Annotated in this window: 19 protein-coding genes and 1 pseudogene; 16 read left to right on the top strand and 4 right to left on the bottom strand. The window is 56.9% G+C overall.

Annotated features, from left to right (window positions below; translation table 11 throughout):
* Nucleotides 1–12: 12 nt before the first annotated feature.
* Nucleotides 13–1338 carry a 3-deoxy-D-manno-octulosonic acid transferase gene (locus FQ179_RS20400; protein ID WP_149399224.1) on the top strand — a complete coding sequence of 442 codons (1326 nt, stop codon included), beginning with the start codon at nucleotides 13–15 and terminating at the stop codon, nucleotides 1336–1338.
* 79 nt (nucleotides 1339–1417) lie between these two features.
* Here the strand turns inward: FQ179_RS20400 and galU are convergent, their stop codons facing one another.
* The 3 genes from galU to FQ179_RS20380 form a co-directional block, all read right to left on the bottom strand.
* Entirely contained in the window at nucleotides 1418–2254 is an 837-nt protein-coding gene (gene galU, locus FQ179_RS20395; protein ID WP_149399222.1) for a UTP--glucose-1-phosphate uridylyltransferase GalU, read from the bottom strand.
* A 445-nt stretch (nucleotides 2255–2699) separates the two neighbouring features.
* Complete coding sequence (locus FQ179_RS20385; RefSeq protein ID WP_149399218.1) at nucleotides 2700–3509, bottom strand: type III pantothenate kinase; 810 nt, start codon at nucleotides 3507–3509, stop codon at nucleotides 2700–2702.
* Nucleotides 3506–4384 (bottom strand): biotin--[acetyl-CoA-carboxylase] ligase, encoded by an 879-nt coding sequence (locus tag FQ179_RS20380; protein WP_149399217.1) that lies wholly within the window; start codon nucleotides 4382–4384, stop codon nucleotides 3506–3508. The genes FQ179_RS20385 and FQ179_RS20380 overlap by 4 nt, the downstream gene beginning before the upstream one ends.
* A 71-nt stretch (nucleotides 4385–4455) precedes the next feature.
* On the opposite strand from FQ179_RS20380, the gene FQ179_RS20375 reads away from it, so the two are divergent.
* From FQ179_RS20375 to FQ179_RS20340, 8 genes are all read left to right on the top strand, one after another.
* The gene (locus FQ179_RS20375) at nucleotides 4456–5100 is read left to right on the top strand and encodes an alpha/beta hydrolase (protein ID WP_149399493.1); all 645 of its coding nucleotides are present in this window, start codon (nucleotides 4456–4458) and stop codon (nucleotides 5098–5100) included.
* Between the two features lie 28 nt (nucleotides 5101–5128).
* Nucleotides 5129–6358 carry a D-alanyl-D-alanine carboxypeptidase family protein gene (locus tag FQ179_RS20370; protein ID WP_149399214.1) on the top strand — a complete coding sequence of 410 codons (1230 nt, stop codon included), beginning with the start codon at nucleotides 5129–5131 and terminating at the stop codon, nucleotides 6356–6358.
* A gap of 133 nt (nucleotides 6359–6491) precedes the next feature.
* On the top strand, nucleotides 6492–7355 hold the full coding sequence (locus tag FQ179_RS20365) for a D-amino acid aminotransferase (RefSeq protein WP_149399212.1): 864 nt from the start codon (nucleotides 6492–6494) through the stop codon (nucleotides 7353–7355).
* A 10-nt stretch (nucleotides 7356–7365) separates the two neighbouring features.
* Nucleotides 7366–7641, top strand: a complete 276-nt coding sequence (locus FQ179_RS20360; protein WP_149399210.1) for a DUF493 family protein — start codon at nucleotides 7366–7368, stop codon at nucleotides 7639–7641.
* A gap of 14 nt (nucleotides 7642–7655) precedes the next feature.
* A complete protein-coding gene (lipB, locus tag FQ179_RS20355; protein WP_149399491.1) occupies nucleotides 7656–8342 on the top strand; it encodes a lipoyl(octanoyl) transferase LipB in 687 nt (228 codons plus the stop codon).
* A gap of 65 nt (nucleotides 8343–8407) precedes the next feature.
* Nucleotides 8408–9217, top strand: coding sequence for an enoyl-CoA hydratase (locus FQ179_RS20350; RefSeq protein ID WP_149399209.1), 810 nt, complete (start codon nucleotides 8408–8410; stop codon nucleotides 9215–9217).
* A gap of 185 nt (nucleotides 9218–9402) precedes the next feature.
* The gene (gene lipA / locus FQ179_RS20345; RefSeq protein ID WP_149399207.1) at nucleotides 9403–10404 is read left to right on the top strand and encodes a lipoyl synthase; all 1002 of its coding nucleotides are present in this window, start codon (nucleotides 9403–9405) and stop codon (nucleotides 10402–10404) included.
* A gap of 225 nt (nucleotides 10405–10629) precedes the next feature.
* Nucleotides 10630–11520 carry an SUMF1/EgtB/PvdO family nonheme iron enzyme gene (locus FQ179_RS20340; RefSeq protein WP_149399205.1) on the top strand — a complete coding sequence of 297 codons (891 nt, stop codon included), beginning with the start codon at nucleotides 10630–10632 and terminating at the stop codon, nucleotides 11518–11520.
* Nucleotides 11521–11625: 105 nt separating this feature from the next.
* Here the strand turns inward: FQ179_RS20340 and FQ179_RS20335 are convergent, their stop codons facing one another.
* Nucleotides 11626–12360 carry a Crp/Fnr family transcriptional regulator gene (locus FQ179_RS20335; RefSeq protein ID WP_149399203.1) on the bottom strand — a complete coding sequence of 245 codons (735 nt, stop codon included), beginning with the start codon at nucleotides 12358–12360 and terminating at the stop codon, nucleotides 11626–11628.
* A 250-nt stretch (nucleotides 12361–12610) separates the two neighbouring features.
* Between FQ179_RS20335 and nirK the strand changes: the two are divergent.
* The 7 genes and pseudogenes from nirK to FQ179_RS20305 form a co-directional block, all read left to right on the top strand.
* Nucleotides 12611–13690 (top strand): annotated as a pseudogene (gene nirK, locus FQ179_RS20330) (copper-containing nitrite reductase); the annotation flags it as partial.
* A 3-nt stretch (nucleotides 13691–13693) separates the two neighbouring features.
* The gene (locus tag FQ179_RS22985; protein WP_370459921.1) at nucleotides 13694–14095 is read left to right on the top strand and encodes a cytochrome c5 family protein; all 402 of its coding nucleotides are present in this window, start codon (nucleotides 13694–13696) and stop codon (nucleotides 14093–14095) included.
* A 171-nt stretch (nucleotides 14096–14266) separates the two neighbouring features.
* The gene (locus FQ179_RS20325; protein WP_149399489.1) at nucleotides 14267–15847 is read left to right on the top strand and encodes an ABC transporter substrate-binding protein; all 1581 of its coding nucleotides are present in this window, start codon (nucleotides 14267–14269) and stop codon (nucleotides 15845–15847) included.
* A gap of 15 nt (nucleotides 15848–15862) precedes the next feature.
* A complete protein-coding gene (locus tag FQ179_RS20320) occupies nucleotides 15863–16837 on the top strand; it encodes an ABC transporter permease (RefSeq protein WP_149399199.1) in 975 nt (324 codons plus the stop codon).
* The gene (locus FQ179_RS20315) at nucleotides 16834–17778 is read left to right on the top strand and encodes an ABC transporter permease (RefSeq protein WP_149399197.1); all 945 of its coding nucleotides are present in this window, start codon (nucleotides 16834–16836) and stop codon (nucleotides 17776–17778) included. Before FQ179_RS20320 ends, FQ179_RS20315 begins: the two co-directional genes overlap by 4 nt.
* A gap of 3 nt (nucleotides 17779–17781) precedes the next feature.
* Entirely contained in the window at nucleotides 17782–18903 is a 1122-nt protein-coding gene (locus FQ179_RS20310) for an ABC transporter ATP-binding protein (RefSeq protein WP_149399195.1), read from the top strand.
* Nucleotides 18900–19916, top strand: a complete 1017-nt coding sequence (locus FQ179_RS20305; protein WP_149399194.1) for an ABC transporter ATP-binding protein — start codon at nucleotides 18900–18902, stop codon at nucleotides 19914–19916. The genes FQ179_RS20310 and FQ179_RS20305 overlap by 4 nt, the downstream gene beginning before the upstream one ends.
* Nucleotides 19917–19959: the final 43 nt, after the last annotated feature.

Here is a 19959-nt window from a genome sequence, read left to right as displayed (position 1 = left end):
GGCGTATTTTCATTGAATCGTTTTCTTTACACTGCGCTAATCAGGGTTCTCTCACCAGGTTTGCTGGTTTGGATGGGCCTTCGTGCGCGCAAGGCTGGCGGCAACTGGGAGGTATGCTCAGGTGCCCGTTTTGGTCGCTATAGTCATCCCAGTACACTGCGCGAGCCAGTTTGGGTGCATGCCGTCAGTTTGGGCGAAACCCGCGCCGCCGCACCGTTTATACAGGCCCTGCTTGACCAGGGCGAAGACGTGTTGCTCACGCATATGACAGTTACCGGCCGCGATGCAGGTGAGCGTCTGTTTGCGTCCGCCATTGCAAAGGGGCGTCTGGAGGTGCAGTGGCTGCCATATGACTTTCCGGGGGCCACCCGCCGCTTTTTCAGCCACTATCAGCCCCGCGCTGGTGTGCTTATCGAACGCGAGGTATGGCCCAATCTGTTAATGGCGGCATCAGAGGCGCAGGTGCCCATGATGCTTGTGAGCGCTCGTTTTTCAGATAATGCCTTGCGGCAGGCGCTACGCCTGGGCAGCGTCATGCGACGCGCTTATGGCAGTTTTTCGGCGGTGTTTGCGCAAACCCTCCATGATGCTCAGCGCCTTGAACAGGCCGGTGCCTCTGCGGTGGGGGTGTCCGGTAATTTTAAATTTGATGTTTCGCTGCCGGCCGACAAAATCCAGCGGGGGCGAGAGTTTTCCGCCAAACTCGTGCGCAAAGTCATCGTCGTTGCAAGTACGCGCGAAGGTGAAGATGAATTGTTCATCCGTGCCATAGGTAAGTTGCTCAAACGCGCCCGGGCTCAGGGCCGCAATCTTTCCGACAAAGTATTGTTTTGCATCGTGCCACGTCACCCAGAGCGTTTCGAGACCGCTGCCACACAGCTTGCGCAGTCGGGGCTAACGTTTGTGAGGCGTTCGCAGCTTATCGAAGAAGGCGACTGCAGTTCGACAGCCTTGCAGTCCTGCACCAGTTCGGCTGTGTTGCTGGGCGATACACTGGGCGAAATGCCTTGGTTTTACGCTTTGGCTGATGTGGCGATAGTGGCTGGCAGCTTTCAGCCACTGGGCGGGCAAAACATGATAGAAGCCTGCGCGGTGGGCGTGCCTGTGCTGGTGGGCCCTCATACCCGCAATTTTGAACAGGCGGTTGTTGATGCCATGGACGAGGGTGCCGCGCTGCGTGTGCCTGATGCGTCCGCCGCGCTCAATACGGCCTTGCAATTGCTTGAAGACCCGCAGCGCATGAGCCGTATGGGCAAGGCCGGTGCCCACTGGGTGCAAAAGCACACAGGGGCAGTAGCGCGTGTGCTCGCCGGCCTTAATGAGATCAGCCGGCGATAAGTGTGTAGCGCTAGGGGCAAGTGGCCCTGCCTTCAGGCTCTGCATACTGTAATCAGAGCCTGCCGGGCGGTCATGGCACTTAGGGTATCAAGCCGTGATATTTTTTACCGAGGGCCAGCGTCGCTTGAAAAAATCCGGCCTTGCTACCGCAATCATACCGGTCGCCTTCGTAGCGCAGCCCATATACTGCTCGGGCTCTAAGCAAGCTTGCAATACCGTCGGTAAGCTGTATTTCGCCGCCCACCCCTTTTTGGGTCTGGCGCAGATGCTCGAAAATCTCGGGTTCGAGTACATACCGCCCAACTACAGCCAGCGTTGAAGGGGCCTGATCAGGGCTGGGTTTTTCTACGATGCCTGACAGGCGGGTGGTTGTTGCGTTGACGGCTTCGCCCGAAATAATGCCATATTTGTTGGTGTGCTCGCGCGCGACGTCCTGAATGGCGATGACGCTGCCGTTTTGTTGGTGCGCGGCGTCCACAAGCTGACGGGTGACCGACGTGCGGGCATCAATGAGGTCATCGGCCAGCAGGACTGCAAAGGGCTCATTGCCAACAATGGGGGCGGCGCAAAGCACTGCATGTCCAAGGCCGAGCGGGGCGGACTGTCGGGTGTAAATACAGTTTACGTGGGCGGGAAGAATATTGCGTACCAGGTCGAGCAGCTCAATCTTCTGCTTGGCCTCAAGTTCCGCCTCTAACTCGGGAACTCTGTCAAAATGGTCTTCAATAGCCCGTTTGTTGCGCCCGGTAATAAAAATAAGGTCGGTAATGCCGGCGGCAATGGCCTCTTCGACGGCGTACTGTATCAGCGGCTTGTCGACGATGGGCAGCATTTCCTTTGGCATGGCTTTGGTAGCCGGAAGAAACCGGGTGCCAAGACCGGCAACCGGGAAAACAGCTTTTCGTATTGGTTTCATAGAATGCGTCGTTAGGCGTGTCGGCCGTTGTGAAGGTGTTGGCTTGCTGTGCAATTTGCATGCCCGGGGGCTCTGCGCTCTGTAGCGTGAGCCTGCACGTTGCGGACATAGTCTGACGCAGGCCCCACCTGTTTTAAACTATGTGCATAAAGTTTACACTGTGCCTTGCCGGTTTTTTCGGGTCTGCCCTCACCATGCGTTCGTTATTTCTTGTCATTGTTCTAGCAAATTTGGCTGTGCTGGCACTGGGCCAGGGCTTTTTCGGGCCTCCGCCCAGCGAGCAAGGCCGGCAGCCCCGGCAGCTTTCAGAGCGCAATCAGTTTTCCATTACGCTCAATGCGCCGTTGCCGCCGAGTCAGACGCCAGCGGGTCAAAGCCCTTCAACGCGCGCTGCACCAGCCTCGAAATAGCCAGCGTATATCGGCAAGACGTCAATCACTTGCTTTCATGCTGCGACAGCAAGCTGCGCCAGCCCGTCGAGCACCGGTGACGGCAGCCAGTGTATGGGCTGCTGTGCTAGCCCCAGGTCTGCCTGGGCTCGCGCCACGGTGCGATGCATTTCGCTTTCTACCAGCGGCCATCCACCGCCCGAACTGAACAGACGGGGCGCACGCCCATGTCGATCAAGCACTTCACGCCATTGACGCAAGAGGGCGCCGGTTTGTGCGGCCGCGATGCCGCTGCTGATAGCTTCGTGCGTATGCAGTGGGAACGCGGCTGCGGGGCTGTCGGCCACGGGCAATCGCGCTGTGCCGGTGGCCAGGGAGTTCGTCATCAGCAAGGGGCCGGGCAGGATTAGCCCACCCAGAAACACGGCAGCGGTGTTGGTTTCGGACGAGCCGGTGGGTTCAAGCGTGTCAATCGTGGTTGTGGTGCCAAAGCTGGCCAGCAGGAGCGGCGTGTCGTCACCCGGTGTAATCTGCGTGGCCAGCCCCAGCATGGATACCCAGCGATCTGCCCCCAGTTGCTGATGATCGTAGGCGTTGCGCACGCCGGCCGCTTGAGGCTGGCTGTGCACCCACTCAGTTTCTATGTTGACTTGTGTCGTGAAGATTTCATCGATGGCCTCTGCGATGTACGGTCCGGCGACGTTGACGCCTATCGCTGCTGAGGGCCGCGTGGCAAGCTGTTCGAGCCAGTCGCTCAGGCGGTCGATCTCGTGGTGGCCCAGAGCAAGGCTTTGGCTTTCGCGTAAGCCATTTCTGACCCAGCCCAGCTTGATTCGGGTGTTGCCGACATCAATAAGTAACTTCATGCCCCGTGCTCCTCGCGTGGTCGTACTGACACCTCGCCGACATGTATGGGCACTTCTCCATCGGGCGTGCGCACCAGCAGATGGCCCGCCATATCGATGCCGCAGGCAATTCCTGCCTGCAGGATGCGGCCATTATCCAGAACATGAATATGCTGGCCTGCCAGCGCGTCTACGTGCGCGTAGCGGCCTGGCATAGATTCGAAACCATAGGCCGTGACCTCATTGAGGCTGTTATACCAAGCCTGGGCAATGCGCGCGACGATGAGGGATGCGCTTGTACCGGCGGCCACGCTGTCTTCGCGGGCGACTTCAGACCAGTCTGCCACGCGCCGGTTCAGCGACTGGCTTAACGCACGTGCATCGTCAAGGTTAATACCCATGCCAATAATGGCCACGTGGTGGTCAGCGCTGATGGGAGATGTGCTCGCCCGGGTGGTTTCGACCAGTATCCCGGCCAGCTTGGCAAAACGCCACTGAATGTCGTTAGGCCATTTCATGGAGATATGGCTTTGCAGCGCTGGGGAAACCAGAGTGCGTAGGGCCTCACAGGCTGCCAGGCCGACCAGTGGCGAGAGCGTAGGAAGCTGGCGCGCCGGAAGGAAAATATCAAATGCGCATGAAAACATCAGGTTGGCGCCGGCGCGGTTCTGCCAGCTGCGGCCGGCTCTGCCCCGGCCTCGTTCTTGCAGGTGTGCGCCCAGCAGCCACGGGCGTGCCACTGGGCCGAGGTCGTTGCGGGCCAGCGCCATCAGGTCGCCGTTAGTTGATTCGGTACTTTCAACCCATCTTATTTGTTTGAAGGATGGCAGGGCGGTACCAAGCTGCGAAATCATCTCGGCAGGTGTTGGCAAGGGGGGTGAAAACTTGGATGTCATGGACGTGAGGTCGCGAGAATTCAGGTGGCGTAAAATGGGCCAGCCATTGTTTATAACTCAAATTGGTAGTGTTGCTTGTGCGTACGCAGAAAATTGTTTTCCAGGGCCAGGCCGGGGCCATTGACTGCATAGTCGATTTTCCGGATGATGACCCGCAAGGATGGGCGCTGGTGCTGCATCCTCACCCGCTGCATGGCGGTAGCCGCGACAACAAAGTGGTCACCACCATATCCCGGTCTTGCGTTCAACGCGGGCTGGTGGCGGTAAGGCCCAACTTTCGGGGTGTGGGTGACTCTGAGGGCGAGTTTGACGCTGCCGTCGGCGAAACCGCCGACATGCAGCAACTGGTCGTCCAATTTGAAGAGGCCTACCCGCAGGTTGTTACTGGCAAGTGGGTTCTGGCCGGGTTTTCGTTTGGCACCTCGGTAGCGGCGCAACTGTATGCCGCGCGCGCCGAACAGGGTCTGTCTGTGCCCGACGCGCTGTTATTATTTGGTTCTGCGGTTGAACGTTTTAAGTTTCGCGAAATCAATATCCCCGATGACACACTGCTGGTGCATGGCGAAGCCGATGAGGTCGTTCCGCTGTCCGAGGCCATGAACTTTGCGCGTGCGCATCAGGTGCCCATGGTCGTCATGCCAGACGCAAGCCATTTTTTCCACGGCAGACTGATCACGCTCAAGCAGTTGCTAATGCAGCGGCTGGCTGCCCTCTGATTCCACTTTTTTACTGACGAAATTGCCGATGATCCACTCTCTATTACGCCGCCGATTTTCCCTCATCGCTCATTTTGCCGCAGGTACTGCCATTGTGCTGGCGCCTGCGTTTTCAGGTGCCCAAGAGGCACCTGCCGCTCCCGCTATTTCTACGCCCGCTCAAACCGCTGTTTCCATGGTGGGTGAGCTGGCTACGGTGCCTGCTCCCACGCTCGCCGCCAAGGCCTGGCTAACACTCGACGCAAACAGCGGGCAGGTTATTACTGCACAAAACGTTGATGACCCTGTCGAACCCGCGTCACTCACAAAGTTGATGGCCGCTTATGTCGTGTTTGACGCCATTGAAAATGGCCGCCTGTCGCTTGACCAAAAAATAAACGTTTCTGAAAAAGCCTGGAAAACCGAAGGCTCCCGCATGTTTATCAAGCCTGGCACAGATGTTACGGTTGACCAGTTGCTTCAGGGGGTTATCGTGCAGTCGGGCAACGATGCCACGGTCGCGCTGGCCGAAGCGGTTGCGGGCAGCGAAAGCGCCTTTGTCGCACTCATGAATGAAGAGGCAGCGCGTCAGGGCCTGACGCGCACGCACTTTGAAAACTCATCGGGTCTTCCGGGGCCTGAACACCTTACAACCGTGCATGACCTGGCCATTATGGCCAAAAACCTGGTGACACGGTTTCCCAAATATTTGCACTACTACAGCCAAAAAGAATACACCTTCAACAACATCAAGCAGCACAACCGCAATCGTTTGCTCTGGTCTGACCCCAGTGTTGACGGGCTGAAAACCGGCCATACCCAGTCTGCAGGTTATTGCCTGGTGTCCACGGCCATGCGCGATGGGCGACGGGTTATTTCGGTGCTGGTGGGTGCCCCCAGCGATGCGGCACGTAGTGAAAGCAGTCTCAAACTACTCAACTGGAGCTTCCAGAACTTCGATACCGTTAAGTTGTTTGACAATGAAAAGCCGGCTGTAACTGCCCGTGTATGGGAAGGTGAGGCCGAGTCGGTGCCTCTGGGTGCGCTGTCTGATACCTGGGTGACGGTACCGCGCGGCAAGGCGCAAGATGTCCAGCCTGTCGCTCAATATACCCAGCCACTGATTGCACCACTGGCAAAAGGCACCAAAGTGGGTACGCTGTCACTGTCTCTGGACGGCAAGGTGTTACACCAAGAGCCTCTTTATATTCTTGCCGACGTACCGCAAGCCGGGTTTTTTGGGCGCATTTACGACAAAGTACGGTTAATGCTGAATTAATCGTCCACCACACACTCACTTGCCCATGTGCGCCAGTCGCGTGTCAGCGCTGTGAGTTTTGCTCAACTTTGGTGCTGCAGTTGTTTTTTTTCAGGGTCGGCATGGCGTCGGCCCTTTTCTCAAGGCATAAAGAATGATCCCCGACGTCGATAACGACAGTATCGTTTACCTGAATGGCCAGCATGTGCGTCTCGGCGACGCGAAAATTTCGGTACTAGACCGTGGTTTTATCTTTGGTGACGGCATTTATGATGTCGTGCCGGCCTATAAAGGCAAGCCGTTTCGCATGGAGGGCCATCTGGCCCGCCTTGAGCGCAGCCTGGCGGCCATCGGCATTGTGTCAGACATGACGCGCGATGGCTGGCGCACGCTGGTTCTTGACATGATTGCGCGTTCAGGGTTGGGCGACTGCATGGTGTACATACAGGTTACACGCGGCGTAGCCAAGCGTGACCATGGCTTTCCCAAAAAGGTGGAGCCAACCGTCTTCTGCATGGTTTCGCCATTTGAGCGGCCTGATGCGGCCAAACGAGAAAAAGGCCTATCGGCAGTGGGCATACCCGACATCCGCTGGTTACATTGCGAAATCAAGTCTGTTTCGCTGCTGGGCAATGTGTTGGCCAAGCAGAGGGCTACCGAGGCGGGCGTTGATGACGTATTGCAGTTTCGCGATGGCTTTCTTTCGGAAGGCTCCTCTTGCAATATCTGGGTTGTGCGTGACGGGGTGTTGCTGGCGCCACCACGCGACAATCTTATTCTTGAGGGCATACGCTACGGCCTGATGGAAGAAATGGCTGCTGCGGCCGGTATTGCGTTCGAGGCACGTGCCATTAGCGAAGCCGAGGTCGACACCGCAGACGAGATTATGCTCACCTCTGCCACCAAAGAGGTTTTGCCCATTACGCACTATAACGGCAAGCCAGTGGGTAAGGGTGTGCCTGGCCCCGTGTACGCGGCGCTGAGAGCGGGCTACGATAAAGCGATTGCCGAACTCTGAGAAAAACACCATGAACGAGATTCCATTCGAAGACTCTCTCATCGAGTACCCCAGCGACTTTCCCATCAAGGTCATGGGCAAGGTGCATCCCGAGTTTGCTCAGACCATGACTGATCTGGTTTTGCAGTTTGACCCGGGCTTTGACCCGGCCACGGTCGAAATGCGTCCTAGCAGTGCAGGCAACTATATCGGTCTTACCTTTGTGGTGCGTGCGACATCGCGTGAACAGCTTGACAACCTGTATCGCGCGTTGCATGGCCACGATATGGTTTCCATGGTGCTTTAAGCATTCTTATGCCTATTATCAAGTGGTTTCCGCGGCCCGCCCCCTATTTGCCCGTATGGCAGGCTATGCGCGATTTCACCGAAACGCGTACCCTCCAAACACCCGATGAAATCTGGCTGGTGGAGCATCAGCCGGTTTTTACGCTGGGGCAGGCCGGCAAGCCTGAGCACGTGCTTAACAGCGCCGTCACAGAGGTGGTACGTACTGACCGTGGTGGTCAGGTCACGTATCACGGGCCGGGGCAGGTCGTTGCGTATTGCCTCATCGATTTGCGCCGCCATCAGCTGTTCGTCAAAGAGTACGTAGCCTTGATCGAAGACGTTCTTATCGGCTTTTTGCAGCAGCTAGGCCTTGCGGGTGCCTGTCGCAAACCGGGCGCGCCGGGGGTTTATGTGCCCAACGCCGACAATCAGCTGGCAAAAATTGCGGCACTGGGCATCAAGATCCGGCATGGCTGTGCTTATCATGGGCTTGCGCTCAATGTTGACATGGATCTGTCCCCTTTTCTGGACATTAATCCTTGTGGGTACGAAGGGCTTGAAACCACCGATTTGCGCAGCTGCGGTGTACGCGCTACTGTTGAAGGCATCGGCGATCTGCTTGGTGCCCGGTTGGCCGAAGCGTTCGCCAGCAGCCGCAATAAAGCAGCGGCAACGACGGCCCCGGTTGGTCAGGGTAGCGGTATGCCTGCCTGTCAATAATCAAGCGATCAGGCGGTCCGGACGGGCTGCTCGTGTCAGCTAAAACACGTTTCAGGAGACTCGTTATGTCAGAAGCCAGCACTGCCGGCAAGGTAGCAGAAAGCAGTCTGTTATTAATTGATAATGTCGATGGCGTCATCACGCTTACGCTGAACCGCCCCGATCAATTCAATGCGCTGTCAGAAGAGATGTTGGATGCGCTTCAGCGAGCGCTTGATGCGGTGGCCGCCGATGACGACGCGCGGTGTGTAATTATTGCTGGCGCTGGTCGCGCTTTTTGTGCGGGGCACGATCTGAAACAGATGCGTGCCAACCCCGACAAAACCTATTACCAGACGCTTTTTGCTCAATGTGGTCGGGTCATGCAGCGCATCGTAAGCCTGCCGGTACCTGTTATTGCACGCGTGCACGGCATTGCAACGGCCGCTGGATGCCAGCTGGTTGCCAGCTGCGACCTGGCGGTTGCGGCCGATACCGCCAGGTTTGCGGTGTCGGGCATTAATGTGGGGCTGTTCTGCTCAACGCCTGCCGTGGCACTTACCCGCGCCATGCCCATGAAAAAAGCATTTGAGATGCTGGTTACGGGGCAGTTTATCAGTGCAGAGCAGGCCGTTGCCCAGGGGTTGATTAATCGTGCCGTGCCGGCTGATCAGGTTGACGCTGAAGTAAACGCATTGGTACAGGCCATTTGCGACAAAAGCCCGGTGGCTGTTCGTACGGGCAAAGCCATGTATCAGCGGCAATTTCGCATGGGGCTGGAAGACGCTTATGCGTACGCCGGTCAGGTAATGGCCGACAACATGATGGCGGAAGACGCTGGCGAGGGCATTGATGCCTTTATGCAGAAGCGTAAGCCTGAGTGGAAAGGGCGCTGAAAACAGAAGTGGGGCATGGCTCAATTTTTTTGCTCACGGCGTTACACTAGCGGTTTGCCGTTATGCAGGCAGACGGGTGCTCAAGCCCGCGCTGGCGCGCGACATTTTTTACCTAACAGGGTCGGCGGTGTGAAGCACGCCTCGGCTCACAAGTGCGAAGCCGGGGCTTCGCTCCAGGAAACCGTATGACTACTCCTGTTGATCAGTCCGCTGTGCAGAACCCAACGGTGCGTCCGCGCAACGTTGATTATGATCCCACCAAAAAACAGAAGTCGGGCGAAAAAACGTCGCGAATTCCCGTCAAAGTGGTGCAGGCCGAACGCCTCAAAAAGCCTGACTGGATCCGCGTCAGGGCGCCGGCACCCAATTCGCGCTTTTACGACATCAAGCGTATTTTGCGCGAGCACAACCTGCATACGGTCTGTGAAGAAGCGTCGTGTCCCAACATTGGCGAGTGCTTTGGCAAGGGCACGGCCACGTTCATGATCATGGGTGACAAGTGCACACGTCGCTGTCCCTTCTGTGATGTTGGTCATGGCCGGCCCGACCCACTCGATGTTGAAGAACCCAGCAACCTGGCCAAAAGTATTGCCGCCATGCGTCTGTCGTACGTTGTGATTACGTCGGTTGACCGCGATGACTTGCGTGACGGCGGCGCAGGCCATTATGCCGACTGTATACGTCATGTGCGCGAGCGTTCGCCTTCTACCCGTATCGAAGTGCTGGTGCCAGACTTTCGCGGAAGGCTTGACCGTGCGCTGGGCATTCTTAATGACAACCCGCCTGACGTCATGAACCACAATCTCGAAACCGTGCCCCGTCTTTACAAACAATGTCGTCCCGGTGCTGATTACATGCATTCACTCAAGCTTCTGGCAGACTTCAAGGTGATGCGTCCTGACGTGCCCACCAAGTCTGGCCTTATGCTGGGTCTGGGTGAAACCGACGAAGAGATTCTTCAGGTCATGCGAGACATGCGCGCCCATAATGTTGACATGCTTACCATAGGCCAGTACTTGCAGCCTTCGGAGCACCATTTGCCCGTGCTGCGCTACGCGCACCCTGATGTTTTCAAGATGCTCGAAAAAGAGGCCTATGCAATGGGCTTCTCGCATGCTGCGGTAGGTGCCATGGTGCGCTCGTCGTACCATGCCGACGAGCAGGCACATATGGCCGGGGTAGCCTGAGCGCCTGTTTGAAACGTTTCATGGCGCATTTTCTGGCTCAGACGGTGCGCCACTGAGGGTAGCGCACCTATGCGGCGTTGTGGGGGCGTCTGGTCTTTCTACGCAGGCGCTCCTGCTCAAGGAGCATGCCCTCTAGTTTGCGCTGCAACAAAGACGGCGTTTATGTAACGCGGTTCAATATAGGTATAAACCCGGATGTTCCGGGCTGTGCCGAGGTATTGAGCCATGCGTTTTCCTTTCGCCGCAATTGTCACACGTCTTGCATTTATTGCGGTCGGCGCGGCCATGCTGGCATCGTGCCGGGGCCCGCAACCGTCAGCAGAAGCCGCCGACCCTGTGCCACTGGCTGCGGTGCAGCCAGGCAAGCTTGCCTATTACCCGTCTGGCGAATACCTGAGAAATGGCTACCCAGTAACGCCGTCCCGCCGCACGATGAGGTTTGAGCAGCCATTGAGAATGATGGCGCGGCAGGTTAGTCAGACGGAATACGCCGAGTGCGTAAACGACAAAGCCTGCAAGCAGCTTGACCGCTCCCATCGAACCGCCGTCATATCGCCTGATCTGCCAGTGGTGGGGGTAAGCTGGCGCGATGCGACCGATTATGCCGCATGGTTTTCCAAGAAAACTGGCCAAAACTATCGTCTGCCCAGCTATGAAGAATGGGTTTATGCGGCCGGTTCTTCCTACAAAGAAGATGTGATTCTGGATGAGTTTGATCCGGCCGATCCGGCACAACGCTGGCTGGCAGAATACGCACTTGAAACCCAGCGCAAAACCACTGTAGATGCTGTACTCAGACCTTTTGGCGGTTTCAGTGAGAACGAGCACGGTTTTTTGGATATGGCTGGCAACGTATGGGACTGGACCGACACCTGCCAGGTGCGTCGCCACCTGGATCTGGCCGATGAAGAATCAGCCGGAGGCGGCGAAAATTGCGGCGTACGTGTCGTGGCCGGGCCGCATCGCAGCTACATTACCGATTTTATCCGCGACCCCAAGAGCGGCGCCTGCTCGGTAGGCGTGCCCCCCAGCAATCTGGGCTTTAGGCTTGTGCGGGACGATACGGCCAGCCCCAGAAAAGAGGCCAGCCTGCGCGAAAAACTGGGTATATCTTAAGGACGGGTGGCGTGAGCGGCAGTGCTATCTGTGCTGGCGGCAGTGCTGGCTTTGGTACTCTGCGTCAGGTGGGTGCGGTAAGCGCTGGGCGTTGTGTCGCAGGCCTTATCGCCCCGCCTTGGTGGTGCTGGGGGTGTCGCTGGTACGCCCGTCTTCGGCAAGGCGGATAAGGTCGTTTAGCGACTGCACGGTAATGCGCTTGCGCCCGCTGATGACGATGCCCTTATCTTTCCAGGCGCTGAGCAGTCGGCTAACAGTGTGCAGGGTAGTGCCCGTCATTTCGGCAATATCTTGCCGGGTGATCGGAAAGCCAATGGCAACACCCTCTTCGGTCGTTTCACCCGACTCATCAATAAGGCGCAAAATGGTGCGTGCCACGCGTTGTTCAACCTCTTCGGTGGACAGCGCACTGATACGGCTATGGGCATCTTGTAGACGCTGACCTACCGTCTGGAACGCACCTGCAGCAAACTGGGGGTGTTTGGAAACAAGCGAGTTCCATTCTTTGCCAGGCCAGGCGAGCATGAGGCTTTCTTGTACTGCAATTGCCGAGGCCGGGTAGTTGGGCCTGTGCATGGCCTGCGCAATGCCAAAAATATCGCCGGGGCTAACATAGCGAACTACCACTTGCTCGCCGGCCGGGGTAAGTTGCACCACCTTAAGATGCCCGCTCAGCAAAATGAAGAAACTGTCAGCCGGCTCGCCCTGGCGAAAGGCAGCTTCACCTTCAACCATGCGGCAGACCTGCGCTGCTGCAAGCGTGGCGTCCAGCTCTTCGTCTGTCAGTGATCTGAGCAGTTCGACGTTCTGTACCAGTGACCTGCTTATCTTAGGCGTCATGGGATTAGTGGCTCATTCAAAAAAGAGGGTTACCTTTCTGATTCTAGCATTGGCCATGTGGGTATTGCAGGCATACACCAGCCAGGCCTCTTGCAGACGCATTGTGCAGAAAAACCACACGCCAGGTTGTTTTCGGGTTAACCCTTAAAAACCGCTCTGTGAGTTTGCGCTGCAACAAAGAAGGAAGTGTCCCCAACGTGTCCAATAGAGCTATCGAATTACCGATACCTTGGAAGAAGGGAGATACAAAATGAAAGTGGTACGTCCCACCCTGCTCGCGGCCGTCATGTTTGCATTCATGGCTGGCGGCCTGGCCAAAGCCGAAACGGCTGATCAGCTGGAACACGTCAAGGTGGACCTCGTAGCGCCTCCGTTCGTACATGCACACGAACAGAAAGCCACGACGGGTCCCAAAGTTGTCGAATTCACCATGTACATCGAAGAGAAGAAAATTGTCATCGATGGCAAGGGTACGACAATGCAGGCCATGACGTTTAATGGTTCGATGCCCGGTCCCACTTTCGTTGTCCATGAAGGCGATTACGTGCAGCTTACACTGGTTAACCCCGCCAGCAATGCCATGCCCCACAACGTAGACTTCCACTCAGCCACAGGCGCCCTGGGCGGCGCCAAGCTGACCGATGTACAGCCCGGTGAACAGGCCACATTGCGCTTCAAGGCCGACCGTAGCGGTGTGTTTGTTTACCACTGCGCGCCAGAAGGCATGGTGCCCTGGCACGTGGTTGCCGGCATGAGCGGCACCATGATGGTGCTGCCGCGCGAAGGCTTGAAAGACCCTGAGGGCAATGAGCTGCACTATGACAAGGTGTATTCGGTCGGTGAATTCGACTTGTACATCCCCAAGGATGAAAACGGCGAGTACAAAGACTATGCGACACTGGCAGACAGCTACTCCGACACGGTAGAGGTGATGCGCACGCTGACACCATCGCATGTGGTGTTCAACGGTAAAGTTGGTGCCCTGACAGGTGAAAACGCGCTCAAAGCCAAAGTCGGTGAGACCGTGCTTATTGTGCACTCGCAGGCTAACCGCGACACACGTCCTCACCTGATCGGCGGGCACGGTGACTGGGTCTGGGAAACCGGCAAGTTTGCCAATCCTCCCGAGAAAAACCTGGAAACCTGGTTTGTACGGGGCGGTTCGGCAGGGGCAGCGTTGTACACCTTCAAGCAGCCAGGCGTGTATGCCTACGTCAATCACAACCTGATTGAGGCTTTCGAGAAGGGTGCTGCGGGTCACTTTGTGGTCGAAGGCAAGTGGAACGATGACTTGATGAAGCAGGTTAAAGCGCCTGGTCCGATTGAGAAAGACGTGGCAGCAAAGATTGAAGCCAGCAAGCAGGCTGCTGCCAAGGCACCAACGTTGACGGCAGCGCCAGCAGGCAAAGTGGCTGCAGCGCCGGCTCCAACGGCCAAGACTGCGGCAGCCAAGCCTGCAGCTGAAGGCAAGAAACTTGCTGCAGCGCCTAGCACGCATCAGGCTGGTGAAAAGTTGTACAAGTCTGCCTGCGTAGCCTGCCACAGCACTGGCGTAGCCAACGCCCCCAAATTGGGTGACAAGGCTGCCTGGGCACCGCGACTGGCTGAAGGTGAAGAGCAAATCATGGAAATCGCGTTCAAGGGTAAGGGTGCCATGCCTCCACGGGGTGCCTCTTCGGCAGATGATGCAACCATCAAGGCAGCGGTTGAATACATGCTCAGCACAGTGCAGTAAACGCCCTCCGGGCCTGAAGAAAAGCGCGGAGGCCATCGGGAAAACACTGATCTGTTAAACCAGCTTCGCTCGCTACACTCGCTCCATGCCTTACCCGGCATGGAGCTTTTTTTGTGTCGAGTTAACGGTTTGTCCCATTAACCATTTTCCCAACAGGAAGGCAGCATGACTATGAAGCTATTACGCAGAACCGTATTTGCCTCAGCGCTGGCAGCGAGCCTGGCCTTTACAGGTTTGGCACAGGCGCGCGATCTGGTGATCGGATTGCGGTCTGAGCCCAGCTCGATGGACCCGCAATTCCATTCGCTCACGCCCAACACGCAGCTTTCCGAAACCATATTCGACCCATTGATCCGTACGGACAGCAATGCGCTCCCCGTGCCCGGTCTGGCAGAGTCATGGACGGTTGATGGAGATGTCTGGACAATCAAGCTGCGCAAGGACATAAAGTTTTCGGACGGCACGCCCTTTACGGCGGACGATGTTCTCTTTACCTACGATCGCGTTCCCAAAGTGCCCAACAGCCCGTCTTCGTACGCGCTGTACCTTAGCACCATTGATACGGTCGAAGCCGTAGACCCGCACACGGTACGCATCAAGACCAAGGGGCCGTCGCCTGTGCTGCTGGCCAATCTGTCTCTTGTGCCTATTATGTCCAAGGCCGCTGCCTCGGGTGACGCACCCGAAGGTAAGACTACGGTTGAGTTGAACCGTGGCGATGGGCTGGTGGGAACGGGCCCGTACAAGTTTGTTTCCTGGAAGCGTGGCGCCGAAATTGTGCTGGAGCGCAATGAACATTTCTGGGGCGACAAGCCTGATTGGGACAAAGTAACGTATCGGCCTATTTCTAACTCGGCGGCACGGGTTGCGGCACTGCTGGCTGGTGATGTCGACATCATCGAAGACCCTCCCACCGATGACCTCACCCGTCTCAAAAACGATAAAAAGCTGCACATACAGGAAACACCTTCTGTGCGTGTGATTTATCTTGCCCTGAACCAGGGCAGCGAGCCGCCTCCGGGCATGGAGGGCACGGGCAATAAAAACCCCCTGGCCGACAAACGGGTGCGTGAGGCCTTGTCGCTGGCCATAGACCGCAAGGCGATCGTGGAGCGCATTATGGACGGCGTAGGGTTGCCGGCTGCAAACCTGCTGCCTTATCCCGCTTTTGGTACGTCTGAAAAGTACTCGAAAGTGGCCGCCGCCGATGCAGAGAAAGCGAAAAAACTACTTGCTGAAGCGGGCTACGCAGATGGCTTTACGCTGTCGTTGGGCTCACCCGATGGTCGTTATACCAACGACAAGCGCATAGCCCAGGTCGTGGCCGCCATGTGGGCCCGTATAGGCGTCAAAACCAATGTAGAGACCATGGCGCCGCCGGTATTCTTCAAGCAGCGCAACGCCTATGCATTCAGTACCTATCTTGCGGGCTGGTCGGCGTCTTCAGGCGAAATGCTTAACCCCCTGACGTCGCTGGTCGTTACCAAAAACCCCAAGGCAGGGGTGGGCACCACCAACTGGAGCAAGTATTCAAATCCTGAAATGGACACGCTCGTCATGCAAGCCTCCAAGACACTGGATGATGACAAGCGTTCCAAGATGCTGCAAGATGCCAGCGCCATGGCCATGGAAGACTACGGCATTCTTCCCATACAGTTCGAGCTGTCTGTCTGGGCCATGAAAAAAGACATGCGTTATGGGGGCCGTGTCGACCAGATGACGCTGGCGCAAGACATGAAGCTGGTTAAATAACAGGGGGCGGCACACGTGCTGTCGACGATTTTTCGTCGGTTTCTGCAAACGCTCGTCGTGGTGCTGATCATGTCGGCATTGGTGTTCTCGGGGCTATATCTTATTGGCGATCCAGTGCTCATGCTGGCAAGCCCCGAGGCCACCGACGCCGAACGCGAAGCCATCCGGCATACCTTCGGCCTTGATCTGCCGCTCTGGCACCAGTATTTTATTTTCCTGGCCAAAGCGGTCAAACTCGATTTTGGTGCCAGCTTTCTGACGGGCGAATCGGCCATGCGGCTTATTCTTGAGCGCATGCCAGCAACGCTTGAACTGGCCACATTGGCCATGTTCATGTCTATGCTTATTGGTATTCCGCTTGGCATTTATGCCGGGCTGAAACCGCGGGCCGTGAAGGCGCGCACCATTATGACGGGTTCGGTGCTGGGGTTTTCGCTACCCAATTTTTGGGTTGGCCTCATGCTGATCATGTTGTTTGCAATTATGCTTGGCTGGCTGCCAGCGGGCGGAAGAGGCCCGGTTGAGCACTACGGCCCAATCAGTCTCAGTGTTTTTAACTGGGCAGGCTTCAAACACTTGATTCTACCCGCAAGCACTATTGCCGTGGCCAAGTGCGCGCTCATCATACGGGTAACCCGCGCCGCCACGCGCGAGTGTCTTCCGCAAGACTATATAAAGTTTGCCCGCGCCAAAGGCCTGCGTGAACGCCGGGTGCTTGGTGTTCATCTTTTGAAAAACATCCTCATTCCTATCGTAACCATTGGCGGGCTGGAGTACGGTCAGGTGTTCGCCTTTGCGGTGGTGACAGAAACCGTGTTCTCGTGGCCGGGCATGGGCAAGCTGCTGATTGACTCCATTGTTACGCTGGATCGCCCGGTGGTGGTGGCCTACCTGATGCTGACGGTTGTTTTTCTGGCCTTTCTGAACCTGGCTGTGGATATCGCCTATACGGCGCTTGATCCTCGGGTGCGTATGGAGGGTTCGGCATGAGTAGCAGCCAAGACGTGCCCGGCATACTCGATAGCGCAGCAGCCCAGCCAGCTGTCGCACCGGTGCATGAGAGTTTGTTACGTATATTTGTGGCGCAGTTCATGTCCAGCAAGCTGGCCGTATTCGGGTTGTTTGTACTGCTGGTCTGTATTGTGCTTGCGATCTTTGCACCGTGGATCGCGCCGCAAAACCCGTTCGATCTGGCAACGCTCGACATCATGGACTCCAAGATGCCGCCGGGCAGCAAGAATATGGATGGCACGCTCACTTACTGGTTGGGCACTGACGGGCAGGCGCGTGACGTGTTTTCGGCCATTTTGTACGGTTTGCGCATCAGCCTTATTGTGGGTTTTGTATCGGTAACCTGTGCTTTTCTTATTGGTGCGGCGGTGGGGTTGATTTCTGCCTATTTTGGAGGGCGCATCGATGCCCTGCTAATGCGTCTGGTCGATATCCAGCTGTCGTTTCCGTCGATTCTGGTTGCTCTGGTGCTGCTGGCCGTACTGGGCAAGGGTGTAGATAAAGTTATCTACGCATTGATCGCCGTGCAGTGGGCCTATTTTGCCCGCGCTGCGCGAGGGGCTGCCATTGTCGAGCGTAACCGCGAATACGTTGAGGCTGCACGCTGCATGTCGCTATCATGGCATCGCATTTTGTGGCGGCACGTGTTTCCCAACTGTATTCCGCCGCTTATGGTCATTGCCACCATAGATCTGGCGCATGCCATTGCCCTCGAAGCCACGCTGTCGTTTCTTGGTGTTGGTGTTCCGGTTACTGAGCCTTCACTGGGCATGCTCATTGCCAACGGCTTTGAGTTTATGCTGTCAGGTAACTATTGGATTTCATTTTTCCCTGGCATTGCGCTGGCTCTTGTCGTTATCGCCATCAATCTGGCAGGCGACCATCTGCGCGACATCCTGAACCCACGCAATGAGGTGTAGACGATGAGTACTCACCTGAGCGCAGGTCTTGTTTCTCGAGATGAGGTTGAGCAAGACAGTAACCCGCATGGGCTGGAGGCTGCCACGAACGAGGGTGGAGAAAGCCAGGTGCCCCGGCTAATTCCTCTTGCTGATACACAGCCTGAGCTGCGGGAGCGGGAACTGTTGCTGGATGTGCGCGGCTTAAAGACGTGGTTCCACACCCGCGAGGGGGTTATCAAGGCAGTCGACGGTATTGCCCTGCAGTTAAAGCATGGAGAAATCCTGGGCTTGGTGGGCGAGTCTGGCTCCGGTAAAAGCATTACAGGCTTTTCGCTAATGGGCCTGGTAGACCAGCCTGGCCGCGTGCAAGCCGATCGCATGAACTTTAACGGACATGACCTGCAAACACTTTCGGCTGACGCATACCGCCGACTGCGGGGTGCCGAGCTGGCGATGATTTTTCAGGATCCCATGATGACGCTGAACCCGACGCTGCGGGTAGATACGCAGATGATCGAAGCGGTGCAGGCGCATAGCAAGGTATCCCGCAAGGCGGCTCGGGCCAGGTCTATAGAGGTTTTGACCATGGTGGGCATACCTTCACCGGCAGACCGCATGCTGGTGTATCCACACCATCTTTCGGGTGGCATGCGCCAACGCATTGCCATCGCCATCGCCCTGCTCAATTCGCCAAAACTGATTATTGCCGACGAACCCACCACTGCTCTGGACGTCACCATACAGGGGCAGATTCTGTATGAAGTACAGAAGCTGTGCCGGGAAATGGGTACGGCATTGATCTGGATTACCCACGACCTGGCCATTGTTTCGGGGTTGGCGGACAGGCTGGCCGTGATGTACGCCGGTCGTCTTGTTGAAACAGGCCCGACGGCGCAGGTTGTGGGTGCTGCCCAACACCCTTACACTCAGGGCCTTATTGATTCTATCCCCTCCATCGCGACGCGTGGGCAGCCCCTTTTTCAGATACCCGGCTCCACCCCGTCGCTGCTTAACCTGCCCGAGGGTTGCCCTTTTCAGGCGCGCTGTTATCGCGCCACGGCGCAATGCCAGAAAGAACCGACGCTTGAGAAAGTGGGGCCTGATCATTGGGTTAGTTGCTGGCACAAGGGCGCGCGGGCATGAGTACACCAGACGTGATTCTGAGCCTGCGCGACGTGCAACGCCGTTATTCTCAACCCGTTGACCTGTTGGCGCGTATCGGCGCCATGATAAGACGCGAGGGTGAACCGCCCTCTGTGCAGGCCGTTGCAGGCGTGGACCTTGACGTGATTGAGGGTGAGGTGATTGGCATTGTGGGCGAATCGGGCTGTGGCAAGTCAACGCTGGGCCGCATGCTGACAGGTATTTTGCCACCTAGCGCCGGGGAGATTTTCTACCGGGGGCAGTCTGTCACAAGCATGGCGGGGGCCACACGACGCCGGTACGAGCTGGGCGTGCAGATGATTTTTCAAGACCCATACTCATCGCTCAACCCCCGCATGCGTGTCATCGACATTATTGGCGAGGCGCCGATTGTGCATGGCATGGTCAAGCGGGCCAACAAAGAAAGCTTTGTGTCGGGGCTTATGCAAAAAGTGGGGCTTGATCCCGCCTACTGCTACCGCTATCCGCATCAGTTTTCGGGTGGGCAGCGCCAGCGTATAGGGGTGGCGCGGGCGCTGGCGCTAAACCCCTCCGTAATTGTCTGTGATGAAGCGGTGGCGGCGCTGGACGTTTCCATACAGGCCCAGGTGCTCAATTTGTTCATGGCTTTGCGTCATGAGTTTTCGCTTACGTATTTGTTCATCAGCCACAATCTGGGCGTAGTCAGCCATATATCTGACCGGGTCGCCATCATGTATTTGGGTCGAATCGTTGAATTGGCCGATACAGACACTATTTTTGCGCGGGCCAACCACCCCTATACCCAAGCCCTGATTAAAGAGCTGCCGGTTTTGCGCACAGACATGCGTCAGTTTGACCCTATAAAGGGTGAACTGCCTTCGCCTTTGAACCCACCCTCGGGGTGCCCGTTTCACCCGCGTTGCCCCAAAGCTATCGCTCGCTGCCGCACTGAACGGCCTTTGCTCAAGGTGCTGGAAGATATTAATGAAGGGGCGCCGCATCTTAGTGCCTGCCATTTAAACGACGTGTAATCAGGAAGGCGCCCGCGCGGGCCTCGCCTTGGGCGCAGTGCCT

Origin of the sequence: Pusillimonas sp. ANT_WB101 (assembly GCF_008369125.1) — a bacterium.
Lineage (GTDB): Bacteria > Pseudomonadota > Gammaproteobacteria > Burkholderiales > Burkholderiaceae_B > Allopusillimonas.
This window is presented reverse-complemented; position numbering and strand designations above follow the sequence as displayed.